The 22,883-nt window shown below is 71.6% G+C and carries 28 protein-coding genes; 21 read left to right on the top strand and 7 right to left on the bottom strand.

The genetic code is table 11. The annotated features are described in order from the left end of the window. Positions 1 to 128 precede the first annotated feature (128 nt). The 12 genes from hemB (at position 129) to RM788_RS22935 (ending at position 8,043) form a co-directional block, all read left to right on the top strand. Positions 129 to 1,106 carry a porphobilinogen synthase gene (gene hemB / locus RM788_RS22990; RefSeq protein WP_315933806.1) on the top strand — a complete coding sequence of 326 codons (978 nt, stop codon included), beginning with the start codon at positions 129 to 131 and terminating at the stop codon, positions 1,104 to 1,106. Beyond that, positions 1,103 to 1,627 (top strand): hypothetical protein, encoded by a 525-nt coding sequence (locus tag RM788_RS22985; protein WP_315933805.1) that lies wholly within the window; start codon positions 1,103 to 1,105, stop codon positions 1,625 to 1,627. Before hemB ends, RM788_RS22985 begins: the two co-directional genes overlap by 4 nt. Positions 1,628 to 1,679: 52 nt before the next feature. Next, complete coding sequence (locus RM788_RS22980) at positions 1,680 to 2,297, top strand: hypothetical protein (protein WP_315933804.1); 618 nt, start codon at positions 1,680 to 1,682, stop codon at positions 2,295 to 2,297. A gap of 155 nt (positions 2,298 to 2,452) precedes the next feature. Beyond that, positions 2,453 to 2,989, top strand: a complete 537-nt coding sequence (locus RM788_RS22975) for a hypothetical protein (protein ID WP_315933803.1) — start codon at positions 2,453 to 2,455, stop codon at positions 2,987 to 2,989. After that, the gene (locus RM788_RS22970; RefSeq protein WP_315933802.1) at positions 2,986 to 3,384 is read left to right on the top strand and encodes a hypothetical protein; all 399 of its coding nucleotides are present in this window, start codon (positions 2,986 to 2,988) and stop codon (positions 3,382 to 3,384) included. Before RM788_RS22975 ends, RM788_RS22970 begins: the two co-directional genes overlap by 4 nt. A gap of 14 nt (positions 3,385 to 3,398) precedes the next feature. Next, entirely contained in the window at positions 3,399 to 4,013 is a 615-nt protein-coding gene (locus RM788_RS22965) for a hypothetical protein (RefSeq protein WP_315933801.1), read from the top strand. After that, entirely contained in the window at positions 4,010 to 4,609 is a 600-nt protein-coding gene (locus RM788_RS22960) for a hypothetical protein (protein ID WP_315933800.1), read from the top strand. Before RM788_RS22965 ends, RM788_RS22960 begins: the two co-directional genes overlap by 4 nt. A gap of 108 nt (positions 4,610 to 4,717) precedes the next feature. Next, positions 4,718 to 5,179 (top strand): transport-regulating membrane protein Mce1N, encoded by a 462-nt coding sequence (locus tag RM788_RS22955; RefSeq protein WP_315933799.1) that lies wholly within the window; start codon positions 4,718 to 4,720, stop codon positions 5,177 to 5,179. Beyond that, positions 5,176 to 5,520 (top strand): hypothetical protein, encoded by a 345-nt coding sequence (locus RM788_RS22950; protein ID WP_315933798.1) that lies wholly within the window; start codon positions 5,176 to 5,178, stop codon positions 5,518 to 5,520. Before RM788_RS22955 ends, RM788_RS22950 begins: the two co-directional genes overlap by 4 nt. Positions 5,521 to 5,531: 11 nt before the next feature. Beyond that, positions 5,532 to 6,848: a glutamate-1-semialdehyde 2,1-aminomutase gene (gene hemL / locus RM788_RS22945; protein ID WP_315933797.1), complete on the top strand. Its 1,317-nt coding sequence runs from the start codon at positions 5,532 to 5,534 to the stop codon at positions 6,846 to 6,848. Further along, positions 6,845 to 7,474: a histidine phosphatase family protein gene (locus RM788_RS22940; protein WP_315933796.1), complete on the top strand. Its 630-nt coding sequence runs from the start codon at positions 6,845 to 6,847 to the stop codon at positions 7,472 to 7,474. Before hemL ends, RM788_RS22940 begins: the two co-directional genes overlap by 4 nt. Further along, complete coding sequence (locus RM788_RS22935) at positions 7,471 to 8,043, top strand: TlpA disulfide reductase family protein (RefSeq protein ID WP_315933795.1); 573 nt, start codon at positions 7,471 to 7,473, stop codon at positions 8,041 to 8,043. The genes RM788_RS22940 and RM788_RS22935 overlap by 4 nt, the downstream gene beginning before the upstream one ends. A 117-nt stretch (positions 8,044 to 8,160) precedes the next feature. Here the strand turns inward: RM788_RS22935 and RM788_RS22930 are convergent, their stop codons facing one another. Next, positions 8,161 to 9,156: a M64 family metallopeptidase gene (locus tag RM788_RS22930; protein WP_315933794.1), complete on the bottom strand. Its 996-nt coding sequence runs from the start codon at positions 9,154 to 9,156 to the stop codon at positions 8,161 to 8,163. Between the two features lie 169 nt (positions 9,157 to 9,325). Here RM788_RS22930 and RM788_RS22925 point away from each other — a divergent pair, with 169 nt between their 5' ends. From RM788_RS22925 to RM788_RS22910, 4 genes are all read left to right on the top strand, one after another. Beyond that, a complete protein-coding gene (locus tag RM788_RS22925) occupies positions 9,326 to 10,105 on the top strand; it encodes a cytochrome c biogenesis CcdA family protein (RefSeq protein ID WP_315933793.1) in 780 nt (259 codons plus the stop codon). Further along, positions 10,106 to 11,656 carry a cytochrome c biogenesis protein ResB gene (locus tag RM788_RS22920; RefSeq protein WP_315933792.1) on the top strand — a complete coding sequence of 517 codons (1,551 nt, stop codon included), beginning with the start codon at positions 10,106 to 10,108 and terminating at the stop codon, positions 11,654 to 11,656. Further along, entirely contained in the window at positions 11,656 to 12,618 is a 963-nt protein-coding gene (gene ccsB, locus RM788_RS22915) for a c-type cytochrome biogenesis protein CcsB (protein ID WP_315933791.1), read from the top strand. The genes RM788_RS22920 and ccsB overlap by 1 nt, the downstream gene beginning before the upstream one ends. A 122-nt stretch (positions 12,619 to 12,740) precedes the next feature. Continuing rightward, the gene (locus RM788_RS22910; protein WP_315933790.1) at positions 12,741 to 14,123 is read left to right on the top strand and encodes a MinD/ParA family ATP-binding protein; all 1,383 of its coding nucleotides are present in this window, start codon (positions 12,741 to 12,743) and stop codon (positions 14,121 to 14,123) included. Positions 14,124 to 14,178: 55 nt separating this feature from the next. Here RM788_RS22910 and RM788_RS22905 read toward each other — a convergent pair whose 3' ends face one another. After that, positions 14,179 to 14,364 carry a hypothetical protein gene (locus tag RM788_RS22905; protein WP_106187536.1) on the bottom strand — a complete coding sequence of 62 codons (186 nt, stop codon included), beginning with the start codon at positions 14,362 to 14,364 and terminating at the stop codon, positions 14,179 to 14,181. Between the two features lie 58 nt (positions 14,365 to 14,422). Further along, positions 14,423 to 14,641, bottom strand: coding sequence for a BldC family transcriptional regulator (locus RM788_RS22900; RefSeq protein ID WP_106187537.1), 219 nt, complete (start codon positions 14,639 to 14,641; stop codon positions 14,423 to 14,425). A gap of 157 nt (positions 14,642 to 14,798) precedes the next feature. On the opposite strand from RM788_RS22900, the gene RM788_RS22895 reads away from it, so the two are divergent. Both RM788_RS22895 and RM788_RS22890 read left to right on the top strand, forming a co-directional pair. Next, the gene (locus RM788_RS22895; protein ID WP_315933789.1) at positions 14,799 to 15,275 is read left to right on the top strand and encodes an Lrp/AsnC family transcriptional regulator; all 477 of its coding nucleotides are present in this window, start codon (positions 14,799 to 14,801) and stop codon (positions 15,273 to 15,275) included. Between the two features lie 11 nt (positions 15,276 to 15,286). Beyond that, positions 15,287 to 15,562, top strand: coding sequence for a DUF4229 domain-containing protein (locus tag RM788_RS22890; protein WP_315933788.1), 276 nt, complete (start codon positions 15,287 to 15,289; stop codon positions 15,560 to 15,562). 8 nt (positions 15,563 to 15,570) lie between these two features. On the opposite strand, the gene RM788_RS22885 is transcribed toward RM788_RS22890, so the two are convergent. Continuing rightward, on the bottom strand, positions 15,571 to 16,551 hold the full coding sequence (locus RM788_RS22885; RefSeq protein WP_315933787.1) for an ADP-ribosylglycohydrolase family protein: 981 nt from the start codon (positions 16,549 to 16,551) through the stop codon (positions 15,571 to 15,573). Positions 16,552 to 16,629: 78 nt separating this feature from the next. Here RM788_RS22885 and RM788_RS22880 point away from each other — a divergent pair, with 78 nt between their 5' ends. Further along, positions 16,630 to 17,676, top strand: coding sequence for an L-cysteine desulfhydrase Cds1 (locus tag RM788_RS22880; RefSeq protein WP_315933786.1), 1,047 nt, complete (start codon positions 16,630 to 16,632; stop codon positions 17,674 to 17,676). A 58-nt stretch (positions 17,677 to 17,734) separates the two neighbouring features. Next, positions 17,735 to 18,136 (top strand): hypothetical protein, encoded by a 402-nt coding sequence (locus RM788_RS22875; RefSeq protein WP_315933785.1) that lies wholly within the window; start codon positions 17,735 to 17,737, stop codon positions 18,134 to 18,136. A 6-nt stretch (positions 18,137 to 18,142) separates the two neighbouring features. Here the strand turns inward: RM788_RS22875 and RM788_RS22870 are convergent, their stop codons facing one another. The 3 genes from RM788_RS22870 to RM788_RS22860 are packed head-to-tail and all read right to left on the bottom strand — an operon-like array spanning position 18,143 to position 21,090. Continuing rightward, the gene (locus RM788_RS22870) at positions 18,143 to 19,015 is read right to left on the bottom strand and encodes a 1,4-dihydroxy-2-naphthoate polyprenyltransferase (protein WP_315933784.1); all 873 of its coding nucleotides are present in this window, start codon (positions 19,013 to 19,015) and stop codon (positions 18,143 to 18,145) included. Between the two features lie 57 nt (positions 19,016 to 19,072). Beyond that, on the bottom strand, positions 19,073 to 20,176 hold the full coding sequence (menE, locus tag RM788_RS22865; protein ID WP_315933783.1) for an o-succinylbenzoate--CoA ligase: 1,104 nt from the start codon (positions 20,174 to 20,176) through the stop codon (positions 19,073 to 19,075). Continuing rightward, complete coding sequence (locus tag RM788_RS22860; RefSeq protein ID WP_315933782.1) at positions 20,176 to 21,090, bottom strand: 1,4-dihydroxy-2-naphthoyl-CoA synthase; 915 nt, start codon at positions 21,088 to 21,090, stop codon at positions 20,176 to 20,178. Before RM788_RS22860 ends, menE begins: the two co-directional genes overlap by 1 nt. Before the next feature lie 112 nt (positions 21,091 to 21,202). Between RM788_RS22860 and menD the strand changes: the two genes are divergently transcribed. After that, complete coding sequence (gene menD, locus RM788_RS22855) at positions 21,203 to 22,846, top strand: 2-succinyl-5-enolpyruvyl-6-hydroxy-3-cyclohexene-1-carboxylic-acid synthase (RefSeq protein ID WP_315933781.1); 1,644 nt, start codon at positions 21,203 to 21,205, stop codon at positions 22,844 to 22,846. The last annotated feature ends 37 nt before the right edge of the window (positions 22,847 to 22,883 follow it).

The following is a 22,883-nucleotide window of genomic DNA, read 5'->3' as shown; positions in this document are numbered from 1 at the left end:
CAGGACCCCGTCCTGAGCATGGCCTTTCCCTTTCCGCGAGTCGAACCCCCAGACACCCCGTGTCGAACCCCCAGACACCCCGAGTCGCACGTTCGGGCACCCAGACCTCCTCCCAGGGAGTACCGCCAGTGTTCCCAGCACACCGCCCCCGCCGACTGCGGACCACCGCCGCGATGCGCCGCCTGGTCGGCGAGACCACCGTCCGGCCGCGCCAGCTGGTGCTGCCGATGTTCGTCAAGGAGGGCGCGACGCAGCCCGTCGCGATCTCCAGCATGCCGGGCGTCTTCCAGCACACCCGCGATTCGCTGCTCAAGGCCGCCGTCGATGCCGTGCGGGCGGGCGTCGGCGGGCTGATGATCTTCGGCGTGCCCGCCGAGCGGGACGCGGTCGGCTCCGGCGCGACGGACCCCAAGGGCATCCTCAACGCCGCCCTGAACGACCTGCGCGCCGAGCTGGGCGACAGCACCGTGCTCATGTCGGACTGCTGCCTTGACGAGTTCACCGACCACGGCCACTGCGGCGTGCTCGCGGTGGACGGCACGGTCGACAACGACGCCACGCTGGAGGTGTACGGCGAGATGGCCGTCGCCCAGGCCACCGCGGGCGCCCACCTGGTCGGCCCGAGCGGGATGATGGACGGCCAGATCGGCTTCATCCGCAACGCCCTGGACGAGGCCGGGTTCCTCGACACCGGGATCCTCGCCTACTCCGCGAAGTACGCCTCCGCGCTCTACGGCCCGTTCCGCGAGGCCGTGGACTCGCAGCTCAAGGGCGACCGCAAGACCTACCAGCAGGACCCCGGCAACGGCCGCGAGGCGCTGCGCGAGGTCGCGCTGGACCTCGCCGAGGGCGCGGACATGGTCATGGTGAAGCCCGCGGGGCCGTACCTGGACGTGCTGCGCTCGGTGAAGGAGATCTCGGACGTGCCGGTCGCGGCCTACCAGATCTCCGGCGAGTACGCGATGGTCGAGGCCGCCGCCGCGAACGGCTGGATCGAGCGCGAGCGCACGGTCCTGGAGACGCTGACCTCGATCCGCCGCGCGGGCGCCGACGTCGTGCTCACCTACTGGGCGGCCGAGGCCGCGGGCTGGTTGGACCGGGAATGACCCCCGGGACGACGGAGCGCCCCCTGCCGCCGAGGCCGGTCGACCTGTCGCGCTGGCTGTGGATCGGCAGCGCGGCGCTGGGCACGGTCCGGTTCCTGCTCCAGCTCACCGACAGCGACATGCTGATCGACGAACTGCGCAAGCAGCAGCCGAACCTGGGGCAGGACGAGATCGACGGCGCGCTGAACGCGAGCATCGCGTTCAGCCTGCTGGCGGGCATCGTGCTGGTGCTGGTGTACGCCTCGCTGGCCAACCGGATGGCCCGCGGTCGCAACTGGGCCCGGATCGTGCTGACCGTCATCGGCGGGGCGGGCGTGCTGTTCGGCCTCACGCGCCTGGTGGCTGTCGGGACGGGCCTCGCGGCGGCGTTCGGCTTCGCCGTGGACACCCGTGACCTGGTGCTCGGTTTGGTCACGATGTCGCTCGACTGCGCCGCGATCGTCCTCATGTTCGTGCCCTCCGCCGCAGGTCACTTCCGCCGTGCTGCGGTGGGTCAGCGAACGGGTACCCCCGGTAGCTAACGGATTGTGATTTCACCTGAAAAACACATCCGCAGGTACCTACGGTGCGCGCATGACTAACCCGAACGACCCCTACGCGCAGCAAGGTGGCTACCCCCAGGGTCAGCCGCAGCAGGGCGGTTACCCGCAGACCCCGCAGGGCGGGTACCCGCAGGGGCAGGGCGGCTTCCCGCCGCCCCCGCCCCTGAGCTACGGCGAGACGGGCGCGCCCGTGAAGCCGAAGGCCGTCGAGACCGCCTACCTGCTCTGGCTGGTGGCGGCCGGCGTGTCCATCCTGTCCAACATCCTGGGTTTCTTCACGGCCAAGGCGCTGGCGGAGAAGCTCACGAAGGACATCCTCGGCACGACCGACCTCGGTCCCGAGTTCCAGACCGCGCTCGACCAGTCGACCCCGAGCTACGGCAGCATCATCTTCTCGTTGGTCATCGCGGCGCTGTGGGTCGTCGTGGTGATGCAGATGCGCAAGGGCGCCAACTGGGCCCGCATCCTGCTGACCGTGCTGGGCGCCATCAGCCTGCTGTTCGGGATCTTCGGCATCTGGGTGTACTTCGGCCTCGGCTTCCTCGGCCTGCTCCAGGGCCTGCTCGCGCTGGTCAGCTACGCCGCGATCGTCGGCGGCATCATCTTCATGTTCAAGCCCGAGTCCAACCACTACTTCAAGGCCAGTTGATCCGGACCCCGGGGTCGTCGTCACCGCCTGTCGCGGTGGACAGCGACCCCGGTCGGTTCTAGCGTTCCGCTGTGACTACTCCACAGGACCCGGGGGACCGGGAGCAGCCCGCACCGTTCCCCTCAGCACCACCGCCTCCGCCCGAGCAGGCGCCGATGACGCCCTACCAGGGCGAGGTTCGACCGAACACCTTCGCGGCACCGCCGCTGGCCGCGCACGAACTCTCCCCGGCGCAAGCGACGCGCCCGAAGGAGATCGACACCTCCGCCCTGTTCTGGTTCGGAGCGATCGTCCTCGGGCTCTTCTCCGTCGTGCTCAGCTTCCTGGTGATCGACCAGGCAGCGCTCGACGAGGTCCGGGACAGGGCGCTGGCGGACAACCCCAGCATCACCGCGGAGCAGTACGACGCCACGCTCAACACGCTCAAGTTCGTCGGCGCGGGCCTGCTGGTGGTCGTCTACGGCCTGTGGCTCATGCTCGTGCTGTTCATGCGCTCGGGCAAGAACTGGGCCCGGATCGTCCTGGCCGTGCTCAGCGGCCTCTGGCTGATCACGACGCTCATCGGCATCTCGGGCGCGGGTGGCGTCGGCATCGTGCTCGACGTCATCCAGATCGCCCTCGTCGCGGGCGGCGTCTACTTCATGTTCCGCCCGTCCGCGAACGCGTACTTCGCGCCCCGACGGGTCGGATGACCGAGACCACCACGCCCCCGCCCACCGCTCTGCGCGGTGCGGTGGGGGTGTGGCTCGCCACGGCGGTGTTCGGGCTGTTCACCGTCGGCTACCTCTGGATCCGCCCCGACGCGGTGCGCGAGGTCCTGCGCCCCGGCGGGTCGATCGCGGACGTGCTGGGCCCGCTCACGGTCGCCGCGCTGGTCTTCGGCGGCGCCTACGCGGTGTTCGCCCCGATGCTGCTGCGCGGGAAGCGCTGGGCGCGGGGCGCGCTGACCGCCACCGCCGCCCTGCACCTGCTCTGGGTGATGCTGCCGGGCGTCAGCGTCGCGGGGTTCATCACGGTGCTGATGATCGGCATCGCGGCGGTACTCACGTGGCGCCGCTCCACGGCACACTGGTTGAAGGAGCAGTAGCCAGGGGGTTTCGCATGGCCCAGCAGGAACCGTTCGCGTCGCCCTACCACCTGGTGGTGCTGCCCGGCCAGGAGCAGGAGCACCCGCCGGGCTGGGTGTCGCCGCTGGTCACGCCCATGCCCGTGCCCGAGTCCGACGTCATGGAGTGGCGCCGTCCCGCGACGTTGACGGCCTCGTTCTGGTGCTGGCTCGCGGCGACCGCACTCGTGGTGCTCGGCCTGCCGGGGATCTTCGCGCTCGACCACGACGTGTTCGCCCGGTCGCTCGTGGACGACGCCAGGGTGGCCGGTGAGGAACCGGTCAGCCGCGCCGAGGCCGTCTTCGCCGCGATCGCCACCTCCGGGGTGTTCGTGATCGCGTTCGCGCTGCCCGCCATCCCGTTCGTGATCGGGTTCGTCAACCTGCGCGCGGGCAAGGAGTGGGCGCGGATCCTGCTGACCGCGCTGGGCGGGTTCGGGCTGCTGCTCGGCCTGGTCGGGCTCGCCGTGTTCGCGAACGGCGTCGAGTACCTGAAGTGGGCCTACGGCGTCACCTGGGCCGCGGCGTTCGTCGCCACGACGGCGCTCGCGATCGTCCTGATGCACCTGCCCTCGGCGAACACCTACGTGCGGGGGACGACCCAGTCATGACGCAGCCACCGGACCCGTACGCCTCGCCCTACCAGCCGGTCGACTACCCCGCCGCGGGCGCGCAGCCACCGTCCTACCCGGTCGCCGGCCCGCAGCACCCCGGCCACCCGCCGTCGGGCCCGCTGCCCCACGTGGTCTACCCCGGCGGGATGCGGCAGGTCGACCAGACCACCAGCGGCTACGCGCGGCCGCCGATCGTGCTGCTCGGGTTCGTGCTGTGGATGCTGGCCGCGCTGTCCTGGCCGCTGGGCACGCTGCTGCGCGAGGTCGTCGCGGGTTCGGCCATCGGCGGGTTCGGCGTGGTCATGGGCCTGTTCTTCTTCGCCTGCGTCGGGATCGCGGGGGTGGTCGGGGCGGTCATGTTCCTGCGCGGCAGCTACCACGCCCGGCTCGCGCTGTGCGGGACGGCGCTGCTGGTCGAGGTGATGGCGCTGGTCGGCTTCGTGTCGCTGGTGCGCGACGGCAGCGGGTACTCCGGCGCCGCGGCGGTGATCGCGGCGATGGTCGCCGTGGCCCGACTTGTGCTACCGCCCGCGGCGGTGTTGGTGAGCCTGCTGCCCGGAACGCGCCAGTACTTCGCGGCCAACCTCGGTTAGGGCCTGTTTCCCGGATCCGTGTTCGCGGTAGCCGGGCCGTCCGCCCGCACCGCCAGGAACCCCCTCAGGCGCGACTCCCATCGAACGAGATCCAGGAAACAGGCCCTGATGGACAACGACTCCGGCCCGGTTCTGTACGCGGAGGCGGGCGCCTCCTGGTGGCCGCTGCTGTGGGGGCCGGTGTTCGCCGTGGTCGGTGTCGGCGTCGAGCTGCTGACCGGGCCGGTGAGCGTGCTGTTCTGGTCGCTGGTGGCCTTCGGGCTGCTGATCCCGACCGCGCTGTGGGTGCAGGGCAGGCAGCGGCTGTACTCGGTCCGGCTCACCCCGGCGGCGCTGCGCGAGGGCCGCGAGGAACTGCGGCTGAGCGACATCGCGGAGGTCGAGGGCGTCGAGCCCCGCGCGGGCGCGACCGTCCTGGGCGGCGGCTGGGACATCCCCAAGGGCACCGGCGGCGTGCCGATCAGGCTGGCCGACGGCACGGTCGTGCTCGGCTGGGCCCGCGACGCCGACGCCCTGCGCCGGGCGCTGCACGGGCTGCTGCCGTCCTCGCGTGAGAAACTGGGGCCGTGACCGCACCAGCGTTGGACTCCGAGGCCGTCCCGGCACCGAGGCTGCACCAGCCGCGGCGGGGGCTGATCGCCGCGGCTGAGGTGGTGGTGGCCGTGCTGCTCGGCCTGGCCGCGGCCTGGTGCTGGTCGCGGGGCATCCAGGAGTTCTCCTACCCGCTCGACGGCCGCGCGCCGCTGGTCTCCACGCGCTACCACGGCAACTGGATCGCGGCCTCGATCGCGCTGGTCGCCGTGGGCGGGGTCCTGCTGCTCGACGCCGTCCGGCAGACCGTCCTCGCCGTCCGCACGCGGGACTCCAGGGCTCCGGAGGACGTGGCGCAGGCCACTGACGAGCTCGTGTGAGACTGGAGCCCGTGACAGCGAGGAACACGGCAACGGACACCACCCGATCGCAGGAGCTGTTCGCGCGAGCGGCCACCGTGACACCCGGCGGGGTCAACTCCCCGGTGCGGGCCTTCCACTCGGTGGGCGGCACCCCGAGGTTCATGGTCCGCGGCGAGGGCCCGCACCTGTGGGACGCCGACGGCAACCGCTACGTCGACCTGGTGTCCTCGTGGGGCCCGATGATCCTGGGCCACGCGCACCCCGCGGTCGTCGACGCGGTCCGCTCGGCCGCCGTCCACGGCCTGTCGTTCGGCACGCCCACCGAGGGCGAGATCGAGCTGGCCGAGGAGATCATCGGCCGGGTCGCGCCGGTCGAGCGGGTGCGCCTGGTCAACTCCGGCACCGAGGCCACGATGAGCGCCATCCGGCTGGCCCGCGGGTTCACCGAGCGCCGCAAGATCGTCAAGTTCGCGGGCTGCTACCACGGCCACGTCGACGCGCTGCTGGCCCAGGCGGGCTCCGGCGTCGCGACCCTCGGCCTGCCCACGTCGCCGGGCGTCACCGGCGCGCAGGCCGCGGACACCATCGTGCTGCCGTACAACGACGTCGAGGCCGTGCGGGCCGCGTTCGCGGAGAACCCCGGCGAGATCGCCTGCGTGATCACCGAGGCCGCCGCGGGCAACATGGGCGCCATCGCGCCCCGCCCCGGCTTCAACGCCGCCCTGCGCGACCTGTGCCACGCCGACGGCGCGCTGCTGGTCGTGGACGAGGTCATGACCGGCTTCCGCGTCTCGCGCGCGGGCTGGTACGGCCTGGAGGACGTCGCGGGCGACCTCTACACGTTCGGCAAGGTCATGTCCGGCGGCCTGCCCGCCGCGGCGTTCGGCGGCCGCGCGGACGTGATGGCGCGACTGGCCCCGTCCGGCCCGGTCTACCAGGCGGGCACCCTGTCCGGGAACCCCGTCGCGGTCGCCTCCGGCCTGGCGACGCTGCGCGCGGCCGACGACGCCGTCTACCGCGCCCTCGACGAGAACGCCACCCGCCTCGGCGCGCTGTTCGCCGACGCCCTCACCGGAGCCGGTGTCGAGCACCGCGTGCAGTTCGCGGGCAACCTGGTCAGCGTGTTCTTCACCGCCGACGAGGTCACCGACTACGCGGGCGCCCAGGCCGCCGAGACGTGGCGCTTCCCGCCGTTCTTCCACGCACTGCTGGAACGCGGCGTGTACGCGCCGCCGAGCGCCTTCGAGGCGTGGTTCGTCAACGCCGCCATGGGCGACGACGAGTTCTCGATCATCGCCGACGCCCTGCCGCACGCGGCAGCGGCCGCCAAGGAGGCCAAGAAGTGACTCGGACCGTGGTGCACTTCCTCAGGCACGGCGAGGTGCACAACCCCGACGGCATCCTCTACGGGCGGCTGCCGGGCTTCCGGCTCTCGGACACCGGCCAGCGCCAGGCGCTGACCGTCGCCGAGCACCTCGCCGACCACGACGTCGTGCACGTCGTCGCGTCCCCGCTCACCCGCGCGCAGCAGACCGCCGCGCCCATCGCGGACTCGCACCGGCTGGAACTGGCCACCGACGACCGGCTCATCGAGGCGGACAACAAGTTCGAGGGTCTCCGGGTCGCGGTCGGCGACGGCGCGCTGCGGTCGCCCGCGCACTGGCCGAAGCTGGTGAACCCGTTCACGCCGTCCTGGGGCGAGCCGTACCTGGGGATCGCGCACCGCATGCTCGGTGCCGCCCAGCGCGCCCGTGCGGAGGCCGAGGGGCACGAGGCGGTGTGCGTGTCCCACCAGTTGCCGATCTGGACGCTGCGGCGGTTCCTGGAGGGCAAGCGGATGTGGCACGACCCGCGCAAGCGCGAGTGCTCGCTGGCGTCGCTGACGTCGTTGATCTTCGAGGACGAGAAGCTGGTGCGGATCTCGTACAGCGAACCGGTGGGGGCGACGAACCCGAGGATGACCGGGGCATGAGAGCCGTCGCGCTGCTGGCGTTCGCCCTGGTGGTGGGCGGGTGCTCGGCGGGGAAGGACGCCGTCGCGGTGGGCGGGGAGTTCCAGTTCGTGGCGCCGGGCGGGCAGGTCCGGCTGCGGTACTCGGGGGACGAGCGCAAGGTCGTGAAGGGGCTGACCGGGCCGAGTCTGCTGGAGGACGGGAAGACCGTCTCGCTGGACGACTTCGCCGGGAAGGTCGTGGTCGTCAACATCTGGGGTTCCTGGTGCCCGCCCTGCCGGACCGAGGCGCCGGAGATGCAGCGGGTGCAGGACGAAGCCGGTCCCACCGGGGTGCAGGTGCTCGGGATCGACGTGAAGGAGCACTCCTCGGAGCCCGCTCGGGACTTCGCCACCGACCGGAAGCTGACGTACCCGTCGATCTACGACGACTCGGGCCGCACCCTGCTGGCGTTCAAGGGCTACCCGCCCAACGCCGTGCCCTCGACGATCGTGCTGGACAAGCAGCACCGGGTGGCGGCGATCTTCCTGGAGGGCGTCCTCGCCTCCGACCTGCTACCCGTGCTCAAAGAACTGACCACCGAGCCATAACCCTCGCGAGTCGAACCCCCGGACACCCCGTGTCGAACGCTCAGGCACCCCGAGTCGAACGCTCGGGCACCCCGTCCGGATCGCGCCCCCGCCCGAACGGGCGAGGGCGCCTCCGCGCTAGTTCTGCAGTTCCGGGATCTTCGTCTTGAACGCCTGGACCATGGCGTCGCGGCCCACGAGGCTGTACTGCCTGCCGAGGGTGCGCATGATCGAGTTCTCGGTGGGCCGGTAGAGGCCGGTGCCGTAGTACTTCGAGCCCTCGAACACGCCGACCACGCCGCCGTCCGGTGAGGGCTGGCCGAGGTACTGGGCCCACTTGGAGCCGTCGGCCAGCTTCGAGGCGTTGATCTCGGCGGGTTCCGAGCCGGTGTAGGTGCCGGGGGAGAAGTACTCGTCGGCCAGGCCGCCGATGGAGTGGCCGAGTTCGTGCACGACGATCTGGCCCGCCTGGGCGTTGCCGCCCGCGGCGGTGGCCACGCCGCCGCCCGCGCCGCCGTACTTGGTGGTGTTGCCGAGGGCGATGATCTGGTCGGCCGCGGGGGCGAGGGCGGCGAAGTTGTACGCCTCCTCCTCGTTCACGCACAGCAGCCGTTCGGTGGTGGGGGCGGCGCCCTTGCACCAGAAGCCCATGTCGAGGGCGGTGCGCTTGTCGTCGTTGCCCTGCGGGTTGTCGTCGACGCCGGAGTCGACCGAGACGGCGTTGACCTGCCAGACGTTGAAGTAGTCCTTGTACGAGGCGAACGGCTCGACGGCCGACAGCTCCGCCCACTTGTTCAGGGCGTGCTGGTGGAACAGCGCCTGCTCGGACTTGGTGTAGCCGTCGCCCACGAAGACCAGGTCGAAGCGCTGGTCGGTGGCGCCGGTGTTCTGGATGGTGACGACTTCCGTGCGGGCGCGGGCCGATGTCTTGCTGCGCGGCTGGACCGTGGCCTTGGGGGCGGCCACGACGACCTTGGAGATCGTGCCGTCGGGCGAGAAGGCCTCGCGGACGACGGTGGAGGAAGTCGGCGCGGGGACCGCGACCGCCGCTGGTGCCGCGGTCGTCGGCAGCGGCGCGACGACAACCACGAAGCCCACCGCGAGTGCGGGCAAAATCAGCCGAGTTGAGCGCATGGAGGAACGTTAGGTACGTCCGTTGTCACCCACAAGGGCGCTTTAGCGTCAATTTCACATTTGCGATCACGGTTTGTCATACCGCCATGTCGCGAACGGGTGTGATCCAGGCCGCTGCTAATGGGCTCCGGTGCCCACCGTGTCAAGGGGTGTACCTACTCTGGTCGACGTGAACCACTGGACGGAGCTGGCCACCTCTGGTCCGCTGCTGCTGGCCACCGGTGTCGCAGTCCTCGCGGGGGCGATCTCGTTCGCCTCGCCGTGCGTGGTCCCGCTCGTTCCCGGCTACCTCGCCTACCTCGCGGGCCTGGTCGGCGCGGAGGCCCCGGCCGTGCAGGACGGGGAGTCGCCGAAGACCGGCCGCTGGCGGGTCACCGGCGCCGCGCTCCTGTTCGTCCTCGGGTTCACGGTCGTGTTCTCGCTGACGTCGTTCGCGGTGCTGGGCCTGGTGGACACCCTGTGGCTCAACGAGGACATGTTCCAGCGCGTCGGCGGCGTCATCACCATCGCGATGGGCCTGGTGTTCATCGGACTGGTGCCCGCCCTGCAGCGCGACGTGCGGCTGCACAAGCGCCCCCGCGCCGGGCTGCTCGGCGCACCGCTGCTCGGCGGCGTGTTCGCGCTCGGCTGGACCCCGTGCATCGGCCCGACCCTCGCCGGTGTGCTCGCGCTGGCCCGCGGCACGGAGGTCGGTTCGTCCACGGCCCGCGGCGCGGTGCTGGTGCTGGCCTACTGCCTCGGTCTCGGCCTGCCGTTCGTGCTGATCGCGGTCGGCGCCCGCTGGGCGGTCCGGGTCACCGGCTGGCTGCGCACCCACGTGCGCGGCGTCCAGATCTTCGGCGGCGCGCTGCTGATCCTGGTCGGCCTCGCGCTCGTCACGGGCCTGTGGGGCGACTTCGTGGGCTGGCTGCGCATCGCCGTGGTCAACGACCTGAAGCTGCCGCTGTAGATGGGGAACGCACTCGCCTTCCTGCGCAACACGTGGCGCGGCCTCACGGCCATGCGCACGGCGCTGACGCTGCTGTTCCTGCTGGCGCTCGGAGCGCTGCCCGGCGCCCTGCTGCCGCAGCGGTCCCTGAACGCGCCGAAGGTCGACGAGTTCATCGCCGACAACGGCTGGTGGGGCCGACTGCTCGACAAGGGCCAGTTCTTCGCCGTCTACGGCAGCTCCTGGTTCTCCGCGATCTACGTGCTGCTGTTCGTGTCGCTGGTCGGCTGCCTGCTGCCGCGGCTGTGGGAGTACTTCACCCAGATGCGGGCCAAGCCCGTGCTGACCCCGCGCAACCTGTCCCGGATGCCGCACCACGCCGACGCGCACGTCGACCGGGACGTGGACGAGGTCATCGCCGCGGCCCGCACCAGGCTGCGCGGCTGGCGGCTGGTCGAACGCGAGGAGCCCGGCGGCGCCCGCACGATCAGCGCCGAGCGCGGGTTCCTGCGCGAGACCGGCAACCTCGTCTTCCACTTCGCGCTGCTCGGCCTGCTGGTGGCGTTCGCGCTGGGCAAGATGTTCGGCTACGAGGGCCAGGTCATCGTGCAAGCCACCGGAAAGCAATATTGCAACTCGGGCGTGTTCAACTTCGACTCGTTCCGGCCCGGCCTGCGGGTCGACGGCACCCAGCTCACCCCGTTCTGCGTGCGGGTCAACGACTTCCACGCCTCCTACCTGCACAACGGGCAGGCCGAGAGCTACCGGGCGGGCATCGACTACCAGTCCGGCGCGGACCTCGCCACGGGCACGTGGCGGCCGTACTCGCTGGAGGTCAACCACCCGCTGCGCACCGAGGGCGACCGGGTCTACCTGCTCGGCCACGGCTACACGCCCAAGTTCACCGTCACGTTCCCCAACGGCGCCACCCGTTCCGCCGAGGTGCAGTGGCGGCCGGTCGACCCGATCACGCTGCTGTCCGAGGGCGCGACGAAGTTCGACCCGCCGCAGATCACCGACTCCGAGGAGCGGCGCAAGAACCAGATCGCGATCACCGGGCTGCTGGCGCCGAGTGCGGTCTTCGACGGCACGCTGATGAGTTCGAACTTCCCGGAGGCGCGCAAGCCCGCCGTGGCCGTGGACGTGTTCCGCGGCGACCTGGGCACCGACTCCGGCCGCGGCCAGTCGATCTTCTCGATCGACCAGTCCATGGTGGACAACGGGCGGCTCAAGAAGGTCGCCAGGGAGAACCTCGAGGTCGGCCAGTCAGTGACGCTGGACGACGGCACGGTGATCCGCTTCGACGGCGTCACCGACTGGGTGTCGCTCCAGGTGTCGCACGACCCGACCCAGGTGTACGTGCTGGTGTTCTCGATGCTGATCGTGGTCGGCCTCGGCACCTCGCTGGCGATCCGGCGCCGCCGGGTGTGGGTGCGGGCGGTCCCCCAGGACGACGGGCGTACTTTCATCGAGGTCGGCGGGCTCGCGCGCACCGACCAGGCGGGCTACGGCGGGGAGTTCACCGGGCTGTCCCGCGACCTCCTCTCGGGTGGCCAGGACAAGGAGAGCTGATGCCGGTCAACGCGACGCTGGCGACCTACGGCGACTGGCTGTACAACAGCGCGGTCGGCGTCTACATCCTCGCCACCTTCCTCTACCTCTACGAGCAGGCCTTCGGGCGCGCGCCCGTGAAGGCGAAGGAACGCGAGCTGGTCGTCGCGGGCGGGACGGGCGAGCAGTGGAAGCCCGGCCTGGTCGTGTCGAAGAAGCCCGAGCGCCCGCGCGCGGAGCGGTTCGGCCGGATGGCCGTGGCGCTGACGCTGCTGGGCGTCGGGCTGCACGTGGGCGCGCTGGTCCTGCGCGGGGTCGCGACCGGCCGCGCCCCGTGGGGCAACATGTACGAGTACGGCGCGCTGCTGACGCTGGCGGCCGTGGTGACCTGGGTCGTGCTGATGCGGTCGTTCCCGGTCCGCAGGCTCGGCGGGTTCGTGCTCACGCCCGTCGTCATCCTGATGTTCCTCGGCGGCACCGCCCTCTACGCGCCCGCCGCCCCCGTGCAGCCCGCGCTCCAGTCGTACTGGCTGGTCATCCACGTCTCGGTCATCTCGATCTCCACCGGCATGCTGCTGGTGCCGGGCGTCGCGAGCCTGCTCTACCTGGTGAAGTCGACCAACGACCGCAAGCCCGAGCGCTTCGCCAGGCTCTCCGGGCGGCTGCCCGCCGCGGACACCCTCGACCGGCTCGCCTACCGCAGCACCGTGCTGGCGTTCCCGCTGTTCACCATCGGCATCATGTTCGGCGCCATCTGGGCGGAGTCCGCGTGGGGCCGCTTCTGGGGCTGGGACCCCAAGGAGACCGTCGCGTTCGTCTCGTGGGTCGTCTACGCGGCCTACCTGCACGCCCGCGCGACCGCGGGCTGGCGCGGCGCCGGGGCCGCGTGGATCAACACGCTCGGCTTCTTGCTGACCGTGTTCAACCTCTTCTTCATCAACTTGGTGACGGCCGGGTTGCATTCCTATGCGGGAGTCGGCTGAGTTCCGGTATTCCCCCAGGTGGGATGCCCACCCCCATTCGTGGAACCGGTTGTCGCCGACTACCGTCCCAAGGTGGGGGTCGGGGAGGTCTCGATCCGCTTGCTCAGGGGAGGACCCCAGCGGTGACTGGTCGTTACGAGGAGCCTGAGCCGCGGCACAACGTGTCATGGCCGCCGACCGCCGGCGCGGAAGGCCACAAGAACCAACCCAACCCGTCCCAATCCGGGCAGCACCCGGTCGACCCGGCGGCCGCGCAGCAGGCGGGTGGCGGCCAGTCGGGCTCGCACCAGGTCGGCGGCGGCCAGTCGGGGCAGCACAGCGTGGGCGGCGCGCAGTCCGGGCAGTCCGGGCAGCACCAGGTTCCCGGCGCGCAGTCCGGGCGCTACCCCGTGACCGGCGCCCCGTCCGGGCCCTACCAGGTCAACGACCACTCGTACGGTCCGCACCAGGTCAGCGGCGGCCCGTCCGGCGCGCACTACGTGGACTCCGGCCAGCAGCAGCAGCCGCCGCAGTACCAGGGGCAGGGCGCGTTCCCGAACAACTTCCCCCAGTCGCTGCCGCAGCAGCGCGCACAGCAGCAGCCGCCGATGACCGCGCACGACATGTCGTCGCAGCGGCTCATCAAGCAGGAGAAGCGACCCCCGCAGACCGGCTGGCGCAAGACGCTGCACACCGTCACCGGCGGCCTGGTCAACATGGGCGAGAGCCCGGCCGACGTCCGGCGCCGCGAGCTGATCACGCGGATCAACCAGCCGCTGCGCGGGTGCTACAAGATCGCGATGCTCAGCCTCAAGGGCGGCGTCGGCAAGACCACGACCACGGCCTCGCTCGGGTCCACGTTCTCGTCGCTGCGCGGCGACCGGGTCATCGCGGTCGACGCGAACCCCGATCGCGGCACGCTGGCGCTGAAGGTGCCCCGCGAGACCACCGCGACCGTGCGGCACCTGCTCCGCGATGTGTCGAGGATCACCAAGTACAGCGATGTGCGGGCCTACACGTCGCAGAGCCCCAGCAGGCTGGAGGTCCTCGCCAGCGAGCAGGACCCGGCCGTGTCCGAGGCGTTCAGCGACCAGGACTACCTGCGCACCGTGGCGCTGCTGGAGCACTTCTACAACATCCTGCTCACCGACTGCGGCACCGGCCTGATGCACTCGGCGATGAAGGGCGTGCTCGACCAGGCGGACTCGCTGGTGCTCGTGTCGTCCGGTTCGGTCGACGGCGCGCAGACGTCCGCGGCCACCCTCGACTGGCTGGACGCGCACGGCTACCGCGAACTCGTGGCCAGGTCGATCGCGGTCATCAACTCGGTCCGCCCCGGCTCGGGGAAGGTCGACCTCGACCGGCTCGCGGCGCACTTCGCGTCCCGCTGCCGGTCCGTCGTCATGATCCCGTTCGACCCCCACCTGGAGGAGGGCGCCGAAATCGAGCTCGACAAACTCGAGCCCGCGACCCGACTCGCGCTGCTGGAGCTCGCCGCCACCGTGGCGGACGACTTCCCCAGCTAGACCCCGTACGAGCGCGGGCCCGTGGCGGGATCTCGCCACGGGCCCGCGCTCGTGTTCAGGAGTCTTTGCCCTCTTCAGGGCGGCGTTTCGTCTGCTCGCCGAGCTTCCGGAGGAAGTCCGGGTCGTCGTCGGGCGCGATGACCCGACCACGTGGAGCGGTTTCGAGCCTGCCGGGCCCGAAAGCCTTCCAGAGCAGCATGAACACGGTGAGCGCACCGATCGCCGCGAGCACGTACAGCATGGTCGCCACCTCCTTTGTCACGACATTACTCGTGACGAGGAGTACGTACGGGACCCGTTCAGTGGCGCACCGGTTCGGTAGCTTCGGTGGTGAGCTCGGAGAGCAGCGCCTGGACTTCGGATTCCCGGAACCGGCGATGACCGCCGGGGGTGCGGATCGAACCGATCCGACCGGCGGTGGCCCAGCGGGTCACCGTCTTCGGGTCGACGCGGAACAGGTTGGCGACTTCACCAGGGGTGAGCAGCCGCTCCGGGCCGTTTTGACGACTTACCTGCATGGACGCGGTCACGATCGTCCTCCTCGGATCAGACTTACCGGTCGCATCCTGGCATCTCACCCGTCAGGTACTCGAACACTTGGGTGATGGTAAAGAGGGAGTAAGGGACGAAGTTCGCGGTTCGGACATCGGACGTGGTGGGCCTAGGCTCGGCGGGGTGGACGCCCTAGATCGACAAATCATCGCCGCGCTGCGCGAGAACGGCCGGGCCACCTACGCCGACCTGGGTCGCAAGGTCGGGCTCTCCGCCTCGGCCGTGCACGAGCGCGTCGGCAAGCTGGAGGCCACCGGGGTGATCGTCGGCTACCACGCCGTCGTCGACCCCAACGCCATCGGCCTCGGCGTCACCGCCCTGGTCGGCATCCACCCGACCGACACCGCGGACGACGACGACGTCGCGCTCGCTCTCGGCCAGCTCATCGAGGTCGAGTCCTGCTACCGCGTCGCCGGTGACGAGTCGTTCATCGTGAAGGTGCGCGTGGCGACGGTCGACGACCTCGAACGCGCCCTCGGCAGGCTCCGCCGCATCCACGGCGTCGCCCGCACCCGCACCACGGTCGTGCTGTCCACCAGGTTCGAGGGCAGGCCGAACACCTCGGACGCGGCGTTCGAGCAGCCCTACCCCAGCGCGTAACCTGGGTCATCGTGCACCTGGGTCGAGATGTGACGCTCTACGTCCTGGCGCGGCTCGGCATGGTCGCCGCGGTCACCGCGCTGCTCATGCTGGTCAACGTCCCGCTGCTGGTCGCCCTGGCGGTCGGCATCGTCGTCGCGCTCCCGCTGTCGCTCTTCGTGTTCCGCGGCATGCGCGCACGGGTGGCCGACGGCCTCAACGAACGCGGCGCCGTCCGCCGCGCCGAACGCGAACGCCTCCGCGCCCAGCTCCGCGGCGACACCCCGTCGGACGCTTCGGCTGCCTGAGTCGTCCGTCAGACGCCGAACGTCGCCGCGGCCTCGTCGGCCGACCGGTGCAGCACGTCCACCATCTCCAGGCCCTCCAGCCAGTGCTCCGGAATCCCCTCGACCCCGTGGTGCGCGCCGAGGATGTTCCCGCAGATCGACCCGGTCGAGTCGCTGTCGCCGGAGAAGTTGACCGCGATGAGCAGCCCGTCGGCGAGCGAGTCGGCGGCCAGCGCGGCGAGCAGGCCGATGGCCAGCGCCTCCTCGCCGACCCAGCCGCCGCCGAACAGGGTCTCGATCAGCTCCGGTGTCGGCCGCTTGCCGCGTGTGCCGAGCTGCACGGCCAGGTCCAGCAGCTCCAGCTGCTCCTCGTGCTCGTCCCACCGGATCAGCTCGTCGCGGGCCACGGCGGTCGCCTCCAGGACGGACGCCCCGGCCAGCACCTGCTGCACGACGACCGCCAGCACCCCGGCCGACAGGAACCCGCTGGGGTGCCCGTGGGTCAGCGCGGCCGTGCCCGCGGCGAGCGCGAACACCTCGTCGACGTCCTCGGACCACAGGGCCACGGGCGCGGCCCGCATCACACCGCCGCAGCCCTTGGAGTTGTTGATGTGGTCGCCGGTCGTGCCGAACACCTCCGTGTCGTACAGGGCGCTCAGGCACGTCGTGCCGGGGGCGCGCTGGGAGAACAGCGCGCGCTCGTCCAGCAGCCAGCCCTCCGCCCGCACCGCGGGCCCGCCCTGGGTGTGCAGCCAGCGGCCGTAGGCGGCCCTGACGTCCCACAGCGGGTCCGTGCCGTGCTTGCGGGCGATCACGAGGCCTTCGAGCGTGAAGAGCGTCATCTGGGTGTCGTCGGTGATGGCGCCGACCTTGCCGTACGCGGGCGCGAAGTCGGTCAGGCCGTCGGGGCCGAAGCGGGCGCGGATGGCGTCCATGTGCTCGAACTCGATGGCGCCGCCGAGGGCGTCGCCCACCGCGCCTGCCAGTAGTGATCCGCGAAACTTGTCCACGGCGGAACAGTGTCCTCGAAGTTATCGTGCGCCGTGACCATTTCCCTTGACCGATGTTGCAGCCGCACCAGGGACTGGGTGCGCGAGGCCGTCAGGATCATCGAGGCCGACGCGAACCGCAGTGCCGACACCCACCTCCTGCACTTCCCGCTCCCGCTGGAGTGGGGGATCGACCTGTACCTCAAGGACGAGTCCACCCACCCGACCGGCTCGCTCAAGCACCGCCTCGCGCGGTCGCTGTTCCTCTACGCCATCTGCAACGGGTGGGTCGTCGGCGGCACGCCGGTCATCGAGGCCTCGTCAGGCTCCACGGCCGTGTCCGAGGCCTACTTCGCCCGCCTGCTGGGCCTGCCGTTCATCGCGGTCATGCCCCGTTCCACCAGTCCGGAGAAGATCGCGCTGATCGAGCGCCAGGACGGCCGGTGCCACTTCGTGGACGAGCCGGGCGCCATCTACGACGAGTCGCGCCGCCTCGCCGCCGAGCTGAACGGCCACTACATGGACCAGTTCACGCACGCCGAGCGCGCCACGGACTGGCGGGGCAACAACAACATCGCCGAGTCGATCTTCCAGCAGATGGAGCTGGAGTCGACGCCGGAACCGGACTGGGTCGTGGTCGGCGCGGGCACCGGCGGCACCAGCGCGACCATCGGCCGCTTCATCCACTACCGCAGGCTGAGGACCCGGCTGGCGGTCGTCGACCCGGAGCACTCGGTGTTCTTCGACGCGTGGCGCGACAGCGACCCGACCCTGATCGGCACCCGCGGCTCCCGCATCGAGGGCATCGGGCGGCCGCGCGTGGAGCCGTCGTTCGTCGGGCAGGTCATCGACCGGATGTTCAAGGTGCCCGACGCCGCGTCCATCGCGGTCATCCGCCACGTCGAGGGCGTGCTGGGCAGGCGCGTGGGCGGGTCGACCGGCACGAACCTGTGGGGCGCGTTCCAGATCATCGCCGAGATGCGGGCGTCGCGGGTGCGCGGCAGCGTCGTCACGCTGCTCTGCGACGGCGGTGAGCGGTACGCGAACACCTACTACAGCGACGACTGGGTGAAGGCCCAGGACATGGACCTCGTGCCCCACCTGGAGCGGCTGACGAAGTTCCGCACGACCGGCGCCTGGTCGTAGGGAACGGGACGGGCACCTGCTGCGTCGCAGCAGGTGTCCAGTCGGAAGGGGTGGCTCGGTGAGTTCGTGGCGGACCGCGGAGGTGCTCGCGGCTGAGGACGTCCTGGCCAGGTCGATCGCCGACGCCGAGAAGTCCATGCGCGCGGCCGAGAAGCTCCGCGGCGGCGGCCGCGAGCCGTCCGCCGACGACATCCGCCGGATCATCGCGTTCGCCAGGTCACCGGCCGCGTCGATGGCGCTCCAGGCGTTGCAGCGGCGGATCGCGGGTGGTCACCTCAGCTGGCGGCAGGTGCTCGGCGGCGAGGCCGGGAGCGATCCCGGCGTGCGCGCCGCGCTGGACGCCGACCGCGAGAACCTGGCCGCGCTGTGCCGGGGCGAGGCGCCCGCGCCGCCGAAGCCCGTGCGGCGCCGCGACGACGACGAGGACAACCAGATCGCCATCACCGAGGACGCCTGGTAGGCCGGTTCAGCTCAGCATCAGGGCGCCGCCGACGGTGATCGCCCACAGCAGCATCGCCAGGCCCGTGTCGCGCAGCACCGGGATCAGCTGCAACCCGGTCCTGCCCTGCACGACCCGGCGCACGCCCAGCGCCGCCAGCGGAAGCGCCAGCAGGCCCAATAGCGTCAAGGGCACCCGGACGCCGATCACCAGCGTGATCAGGAACGGCGCCACGGCCAGCGCCAGGTACAGCCTGCGGGTGTCCTTGTCGCCCAGCAGCACCGCGAGCGTCCGCTTGCCCGACTTGGTGTCCGTCGGGATGTCGCGCAGGTTGTTCGCCACCAGCACCGCCGTGGAGAAGCACCCGACCGCCACCGCGGACCCGATCCCGATGCCGGTCACCTCGCCGGTCTGCACGAACAGCGTCCCGAGCACCCCCATGGGCCCGAAGAACAGGAACACGGCGACCTCGCCGAACCCCGAGTACCCGTACGGCTTCGACCCGCCGGTGTAGAACCACGCGCCCGCGATGCACAGCACGCCGAACGCCAGCAGCCACCAGTAGCCGGAGATCGCGATCAGCGCCAACCCGGCCACCGCCGACACGCCGAACGCCGCGAACGCCGCGTTCCGCACCGCCGTCGGATCAGCCGCACCCGACCCGACCAGCCGGAACGGCCCGACCCGGTGGTCGTCCGTCCCGCGGATGCCGTCGGAGTAGTCGTTGGCGAAGTTCACCCCCACCTGGAGGGCGATCGACACCAGCAGGGCGAGCAACGACATCGGCAGGGAGAACCCGTCGATGTTCTGCGCCGCGCCCGCCCCCACCAGCACGGGGGCGATCGAGTTCGGCAGCGTACGAGGACGCGTGCCCTCGACCCACTGGGTGACTGTGGCCATGGCGCTCATCTTCGGCCATGCCCCCACGACAACCGCGGACACCCCTGCTGACGGCGGTCACCCGAACAGGCGCGCCACGGCCGTGCGGTCGACCTTGCCGGGGCCGCGCGTCGGCAGCTCCGCCACGAAGACCACCCGCTTCGGCACGGCGGCCCGACCGACCCCGGCCCGGACGGCCTTCCGGACGTCCGATTCGGACGGCGGTGGACCCGCCGGGACGACGGCCGCCGCGACGACCTGCCCCCACTCGGCGTCGGGCAGCCCGACGACGCACACCTCGCGCACCCCCGGCAGCGCCGAGACGACCCGCTCCACCAGCGCGGGCGGCACGTTCTCGCCACCGGTGATGATCACGTCATCCGCCCGCCCGAGCACCTCCAGCACCCCGTCGGCGCCGAACCGCCCGAGGTCGCCGGTGCGGAACCAGCCGTCGGCGAACCGCCGCCCCCGGTAGCCGAGCGCGAGCGTCGGCCCGGCCAGCTCGATCCGACCCGCGGCGAGCCGCACGCGCACGCCGTCCAGCGGCACGCCGTCGTAGACGCACCCGCCCGCGGTCTCGCTCATCCCGTACGTCGTCACCACGCGCACGCCCGCGTCCCGCGCCGCGGCGAGCAGCGTCGGCGGGGTGGCCGCGCCGCCGAGCAGCACGGCGTCGAACCCGCGCAGCACCTCGACGTCCTCGGCCAGCAGCCGCGCCAACTGGGTCGGCACAAGCGCCGTGTAGTGCCTGCCCGGCGACGCCAGCAGCGGCACCGCGGCGTCGGCGAACGCGGCGGCGCGGAACCCCGGCGCGAGGTCGAGCACCGCGGGCGCGAGGCGCGCGACCAGCGACCGGACCAGCACCTGGACGCCCGCGATGTGCGTGGCGGGCAGCGCCAGCAGCCACCGGCCCGGCCCGCCGAGGCGGTCGTGCGTCGCCGTGGCGGACGCGCGGAGCGCCGCGGCCGACAGCAGCACGGACTTGGGCACGCCGGTCGACCCGGACGTGGTCACCACGAGCGCCGCGTCCCGCTCCCAGCCCTCCAGCGGCAACGGCGCGGCGACCTGGCCGGACGGCACCGGCAGCACCGCCGGGCCGGTGCCGTCCAGCGCCGCCGCCAACGGCCCCAGCAGTTCGAGCGCGCCCGCCGGGACCGGAACCGCCTCGACGACGCCCGCCATCAGAAGTAGTACGGGAAGTCGGACCAGTCCGGCGTCCGCTTCTCCAGGAACGCGTCGCGCCCCTCCACGGCCTCGTCGGTCATGTACGCCAGCCGGGTCGTCTCGCCCGCGAAGATCTGCTGCCCGACGAGCCCGTCGTCGATCAGGTTGAACGAGTACTTCAGCATCCGCTGCGCCGTCGGCGACTTGCCGTTGATCTCCCGCGCCCACTGGAGCGCGGTGCTCTCCAGCTCGGCGTGCGGCACGACCTCGTTCACCGCGCCCATCCGCTGCATGTCCGCCGCGCTGTAGGCGCGCCCGAGGAAGAAGATCTCCCGCGCGAACTTCTGCCCGACCTGCCGCGCCAGGTACGCCGACCCGTACCCGCCGTCGAAGCTGCCGACGTCCGCGTCGGTCTGCTTGAACCTCGCGTGCTCGGCGCTCGCGATCGTCAGGTCGCACACCACGTGCAGGCTGTGCCCGCCACCCGCGGCCCACCCCGGCACGACCGCGATGACGACCTTCGGCATGAACCGGATCAGCCGCTGGCACTCCAGGATGTGCAACCGCCCAGCCCGCGCCGGGTCCACCGTGTCGGCGGTTTCGCCATCGGCGTATTGGTACCCCGAACGCCCCCGAATCCGCTGGTCGCCACCGGAGCAGAACGCCCACCCGCCGTCGCGCGCCGACGGCCCGTTGCCGGTCAGCAGCACGCAGCCCACGTCCGACGACATCCGCGCGTGGTCCAGCGCCCGGTGCAGCTCGTCCACCGTGTGCGGGCGGAACGCGTTGCGCACCTCGGGCCGGTTGAACGCGATCCGCACGGTCCCCTGGTCCACCGCGCGGTGGTAGGTGATGTCCGTCAGGGTCTCGAAACCGGCGATCGGCTTCCACCGGGACGCGTCGAACAGCTCGGAGATTTCGTGATCAGCCACGCAGCCGACAATAAGGGCCGTTCCGCGGGTCGCGGAGCACAGGTCGGCAATCGGATCGAACACTGCGCGAAGGGGAAACGGCCCGGCGGGGGCGTCGGGGGAGAATGGTCGGGTGAACCCGTCCACCGCGCAGGCCAGGGTGCTCGTCGACGAACTCGTCCGCAACGACGTCCGCCACGTCGTGCTGAGCCCCGGATCGCGCAACGCGCCCCTGTCCTTCGCCCTGCACGACGCCGCGGTGGCCGGGCGGCTGGTGCTGCACGTCCGCGTCGACGAGCGCAGCGCCGGATTCCTCGCGCTGGGGCTGGCGAAGGCCGGCGGGGTGACCGCCGTGGTCTGCACGTCGGGCACGGCGGTCGCGAACCTGCACCCGGCGGTGCTGGAGGCGCGGCACTCGGGCACGCCGCTGCTGGTGATCACGGCGGACCGCCCGGTCGAGCTGCACCGGACCGGCGCGAGCCAGACGGTGGACCAGCACGGGATCTTCGCGGCGGCCACCGACACGCTGCACTTCCCGGTGGCCGAGCGGCGGACCGGGCAGAACGGGATGTGGCGGTCGCTGGTCTGCCGGGCGGTGGCGACCGCGCGGTCGGGCAGGCCGCTGCACGTCAACGTGCCGCTGCGCGACCCGCTGGTGCCGGAGGTCGACGACGACTGGCCGGAGCCGCTGGACGGCCGGGACTTCGACGTGCCGTGGACCAGGGCGCACGCGCGCGCCACGACGTCCACGTCGACCGCCGAGCACCTCGGGCCGCGCACGCTGGTCGTCGTCGGCGACGCGCCGATGGGCGAGTTGGCGGAGTTGGCGTGGCACGCCGGGTGGCCGATCGTGGCCGAGCCGACCGCGGGGGTGGACGGGCCGGTGCTGCGGCACGGCACGCTGCTGCTCAACTCCGGCGAGCTGCCGAAGGAGCTGATCCCGGACGCGGTGCTGGTCGTGGGGCGGGCGACGCTGTCGCGCGGGGTGCTGAAGCTGATCGGGCGGACGCCCGTGGTGCACGTCCTGTCGGCCGAACCGGACTGGCCGGACCCGTCGTTCGCGGCGACGCACACGTCCACGGCCTTGGAACCGGGTGAGCCGGACGTGGAAGCCGCCTGGATGACCGCCTGGCAGGACGCGGACGACGCGGCCGCGGAAGCCGTGGACGGGGTGCTGGCCGACGAGCCGTGGCCGACCGGGCTGCACGTGGCGCGGGACCTGGTCGCGGCGCTGCCGCCGGGCGCGCTGCTGTTCCTCGGGTCGTCCAACCCCGTGCGCGACGTCGACCTCGTGGCGGTCCCGCGCACGGACCTCGTCGTGCACGCCAACCGCGGCGGGGCGGGCATCGACGGCAGCCTGTCGACCGCGGTGGGCCTTGCGCTCGCCGAGGGGCCGGGGTACGCGCTCGTCGGCGACCTGACGTTCCTGCACGACCTGAACGGGCTGCTGATCGGCCCGGACGAGCTGCGGCCGGACCTGACGATCGTGGTGCTCAACGACGACGGGGGCGGCATCTTCTCGCTGCTGGAGCAGGGCTCGCCGGAGCACGCGGCGTCGTTCGAACGGGTTTTCGGCACACCGCACGGAATGGACCTGGCCCTGTTGTGCGCCGGTTATCGGGTATCGCACGAACGGGTGAATTCCGCGGCGGAATTCCGTGCCGCGCTCACCCCGCCGAAGGGGATCAGGGTCGTGGAGGTTCGTGCGGATCGGTCCGGATTGCGTGATTTGCACAGCAGGTTGAGGGCCGCCGTCTCAACCCGTTCCACTTCGTAGGAGCCTACGTACGGGGGTATTCGGAGCCTGGTGGGGT

Origin of the sequence: Umezawaea sp. Da 62-37 (genome assembly GCF_032460545.1) — a bacterium.
In the GTDB taxonomy this organism is placed as follows: domain Bacteria; phylum Actinomycetota; class Actinomycetes; order Mycobacteriales; family Pseudonocardiaceae; genus Umezawaea.
Note: the sequence above shows the minus strand (reverse complement) of the source record. Positions and strands in the feature narration are given on the sequence as shown.

Excerpts from the sequence above, each read along its gene's own strand:
- menE (WP_315933783.1), bottom strand. The coding sequence starts at position 20,176 with ATGGCGGGCGTCGTCGAGGCGGTTCCGGTCCCGGCGGGCGCGCTCGAA.
- RM788_RS22920 (WP_315933792.1), top strand. The coding sequence starts at position 10,106 with ATGGGGAACGCACTCGCCTTCCTGCGCAACACGTGGCGCGGCCTCACG.
- RM788_RS22930 (WP_315933794.1), bottom strand. The coding sequence starts at position 9,156 with ATGCGCTCAACTCGGCTGATTTTGCCCGCACTCGCGGTGGGCTTCGTG.
- RM788_RS22970 (WP_315933802.1), top strand. The coding sequence starts at position 2,986 with ATGACCGAGACCACCACGCCCCCGCCCACCGCTCTGCGCGGTGCGGTG.
- RM788_RS22980 (WP_315933804.1), top strand. The coding sequence starts at position 1,680 with ATGACTAACCCGAACGACCCCTACGCGCAGCAAGGTGGCTACCCCCAG.
- RM788_RS22960 (WP_315933800.1), top strand. The coding sequence starts at position 4,010 with ATGACGCAGCCACCGGACCCGTACGCCTCGCCCTACCAGCCGGTCGAC.
- RM788_RS22985 (WP_315933805.1), top strand. The coding sequence starts at position 1,103 with ATGACCCCCGGGACGACGGAGCGCCCCCTGCCGCCGAGGCCGGTCGAC.
- RM788_RS22905 (WP_106187536.1), bottom strand. The coding sequence starts at position 14,364 with ATGCTGTACGTGCTCGCGGCGATCGGTGCGCTCACCGTGTTCATGCTG.
- RM788_RS22965 (WP_315933801.1), top strand. The coding sequence starts at position 3,399 with ATGGCCCAGCAGGAACCGTTCGCGTCGCCCTACCACCTGGTGGTGCTG.
- RM788_RS22975 (WP_315933803.1), top strand. The coding sequence starts at position 2,453 with ATGACGCCCTACCAGGGCGAGGTTCGACCGAACACCTTCGCGGCACCG.
- RM788_RS22900 (WP_106187537.1), bottom strand. The coding sequence starts at position 14,641 with ATGCAGGTAAGTCGTCAAAACGGCCCGGAGCGGCTGCTCACCCCTGGT.
- ccsB (WP_315933791.1), top strand. The coding sequence starts at position 11,656 with ATGCCGGTCAACGCGACGCTGGCGACCTACGGCGACTGGCTGTACAAC.
- RM788_RS22870 (WP_315933784.1), bottom strand. The coding sequence starts at position 19,015 with ATGGCCACAGTCACCCAGTGGGTCGAGGGCACGCGTCCTCGTACGCTG.
- RM788_RS22935 (WP_315933795.1), top strand. The coding sequence starts at position 7,471 with ATGAGAGCCGTCGCGCTGCTGGCGTTCGCCCTGGTGGTGGGCGGGTGC.
- RM788_RS22955 (WP_315933799.1), top strand. The coding sequence starts at position 4,718 with ATGGACAACGACTCCGGCCCGGTTCTGTACGCGGAGGCGGGCGCCTCC.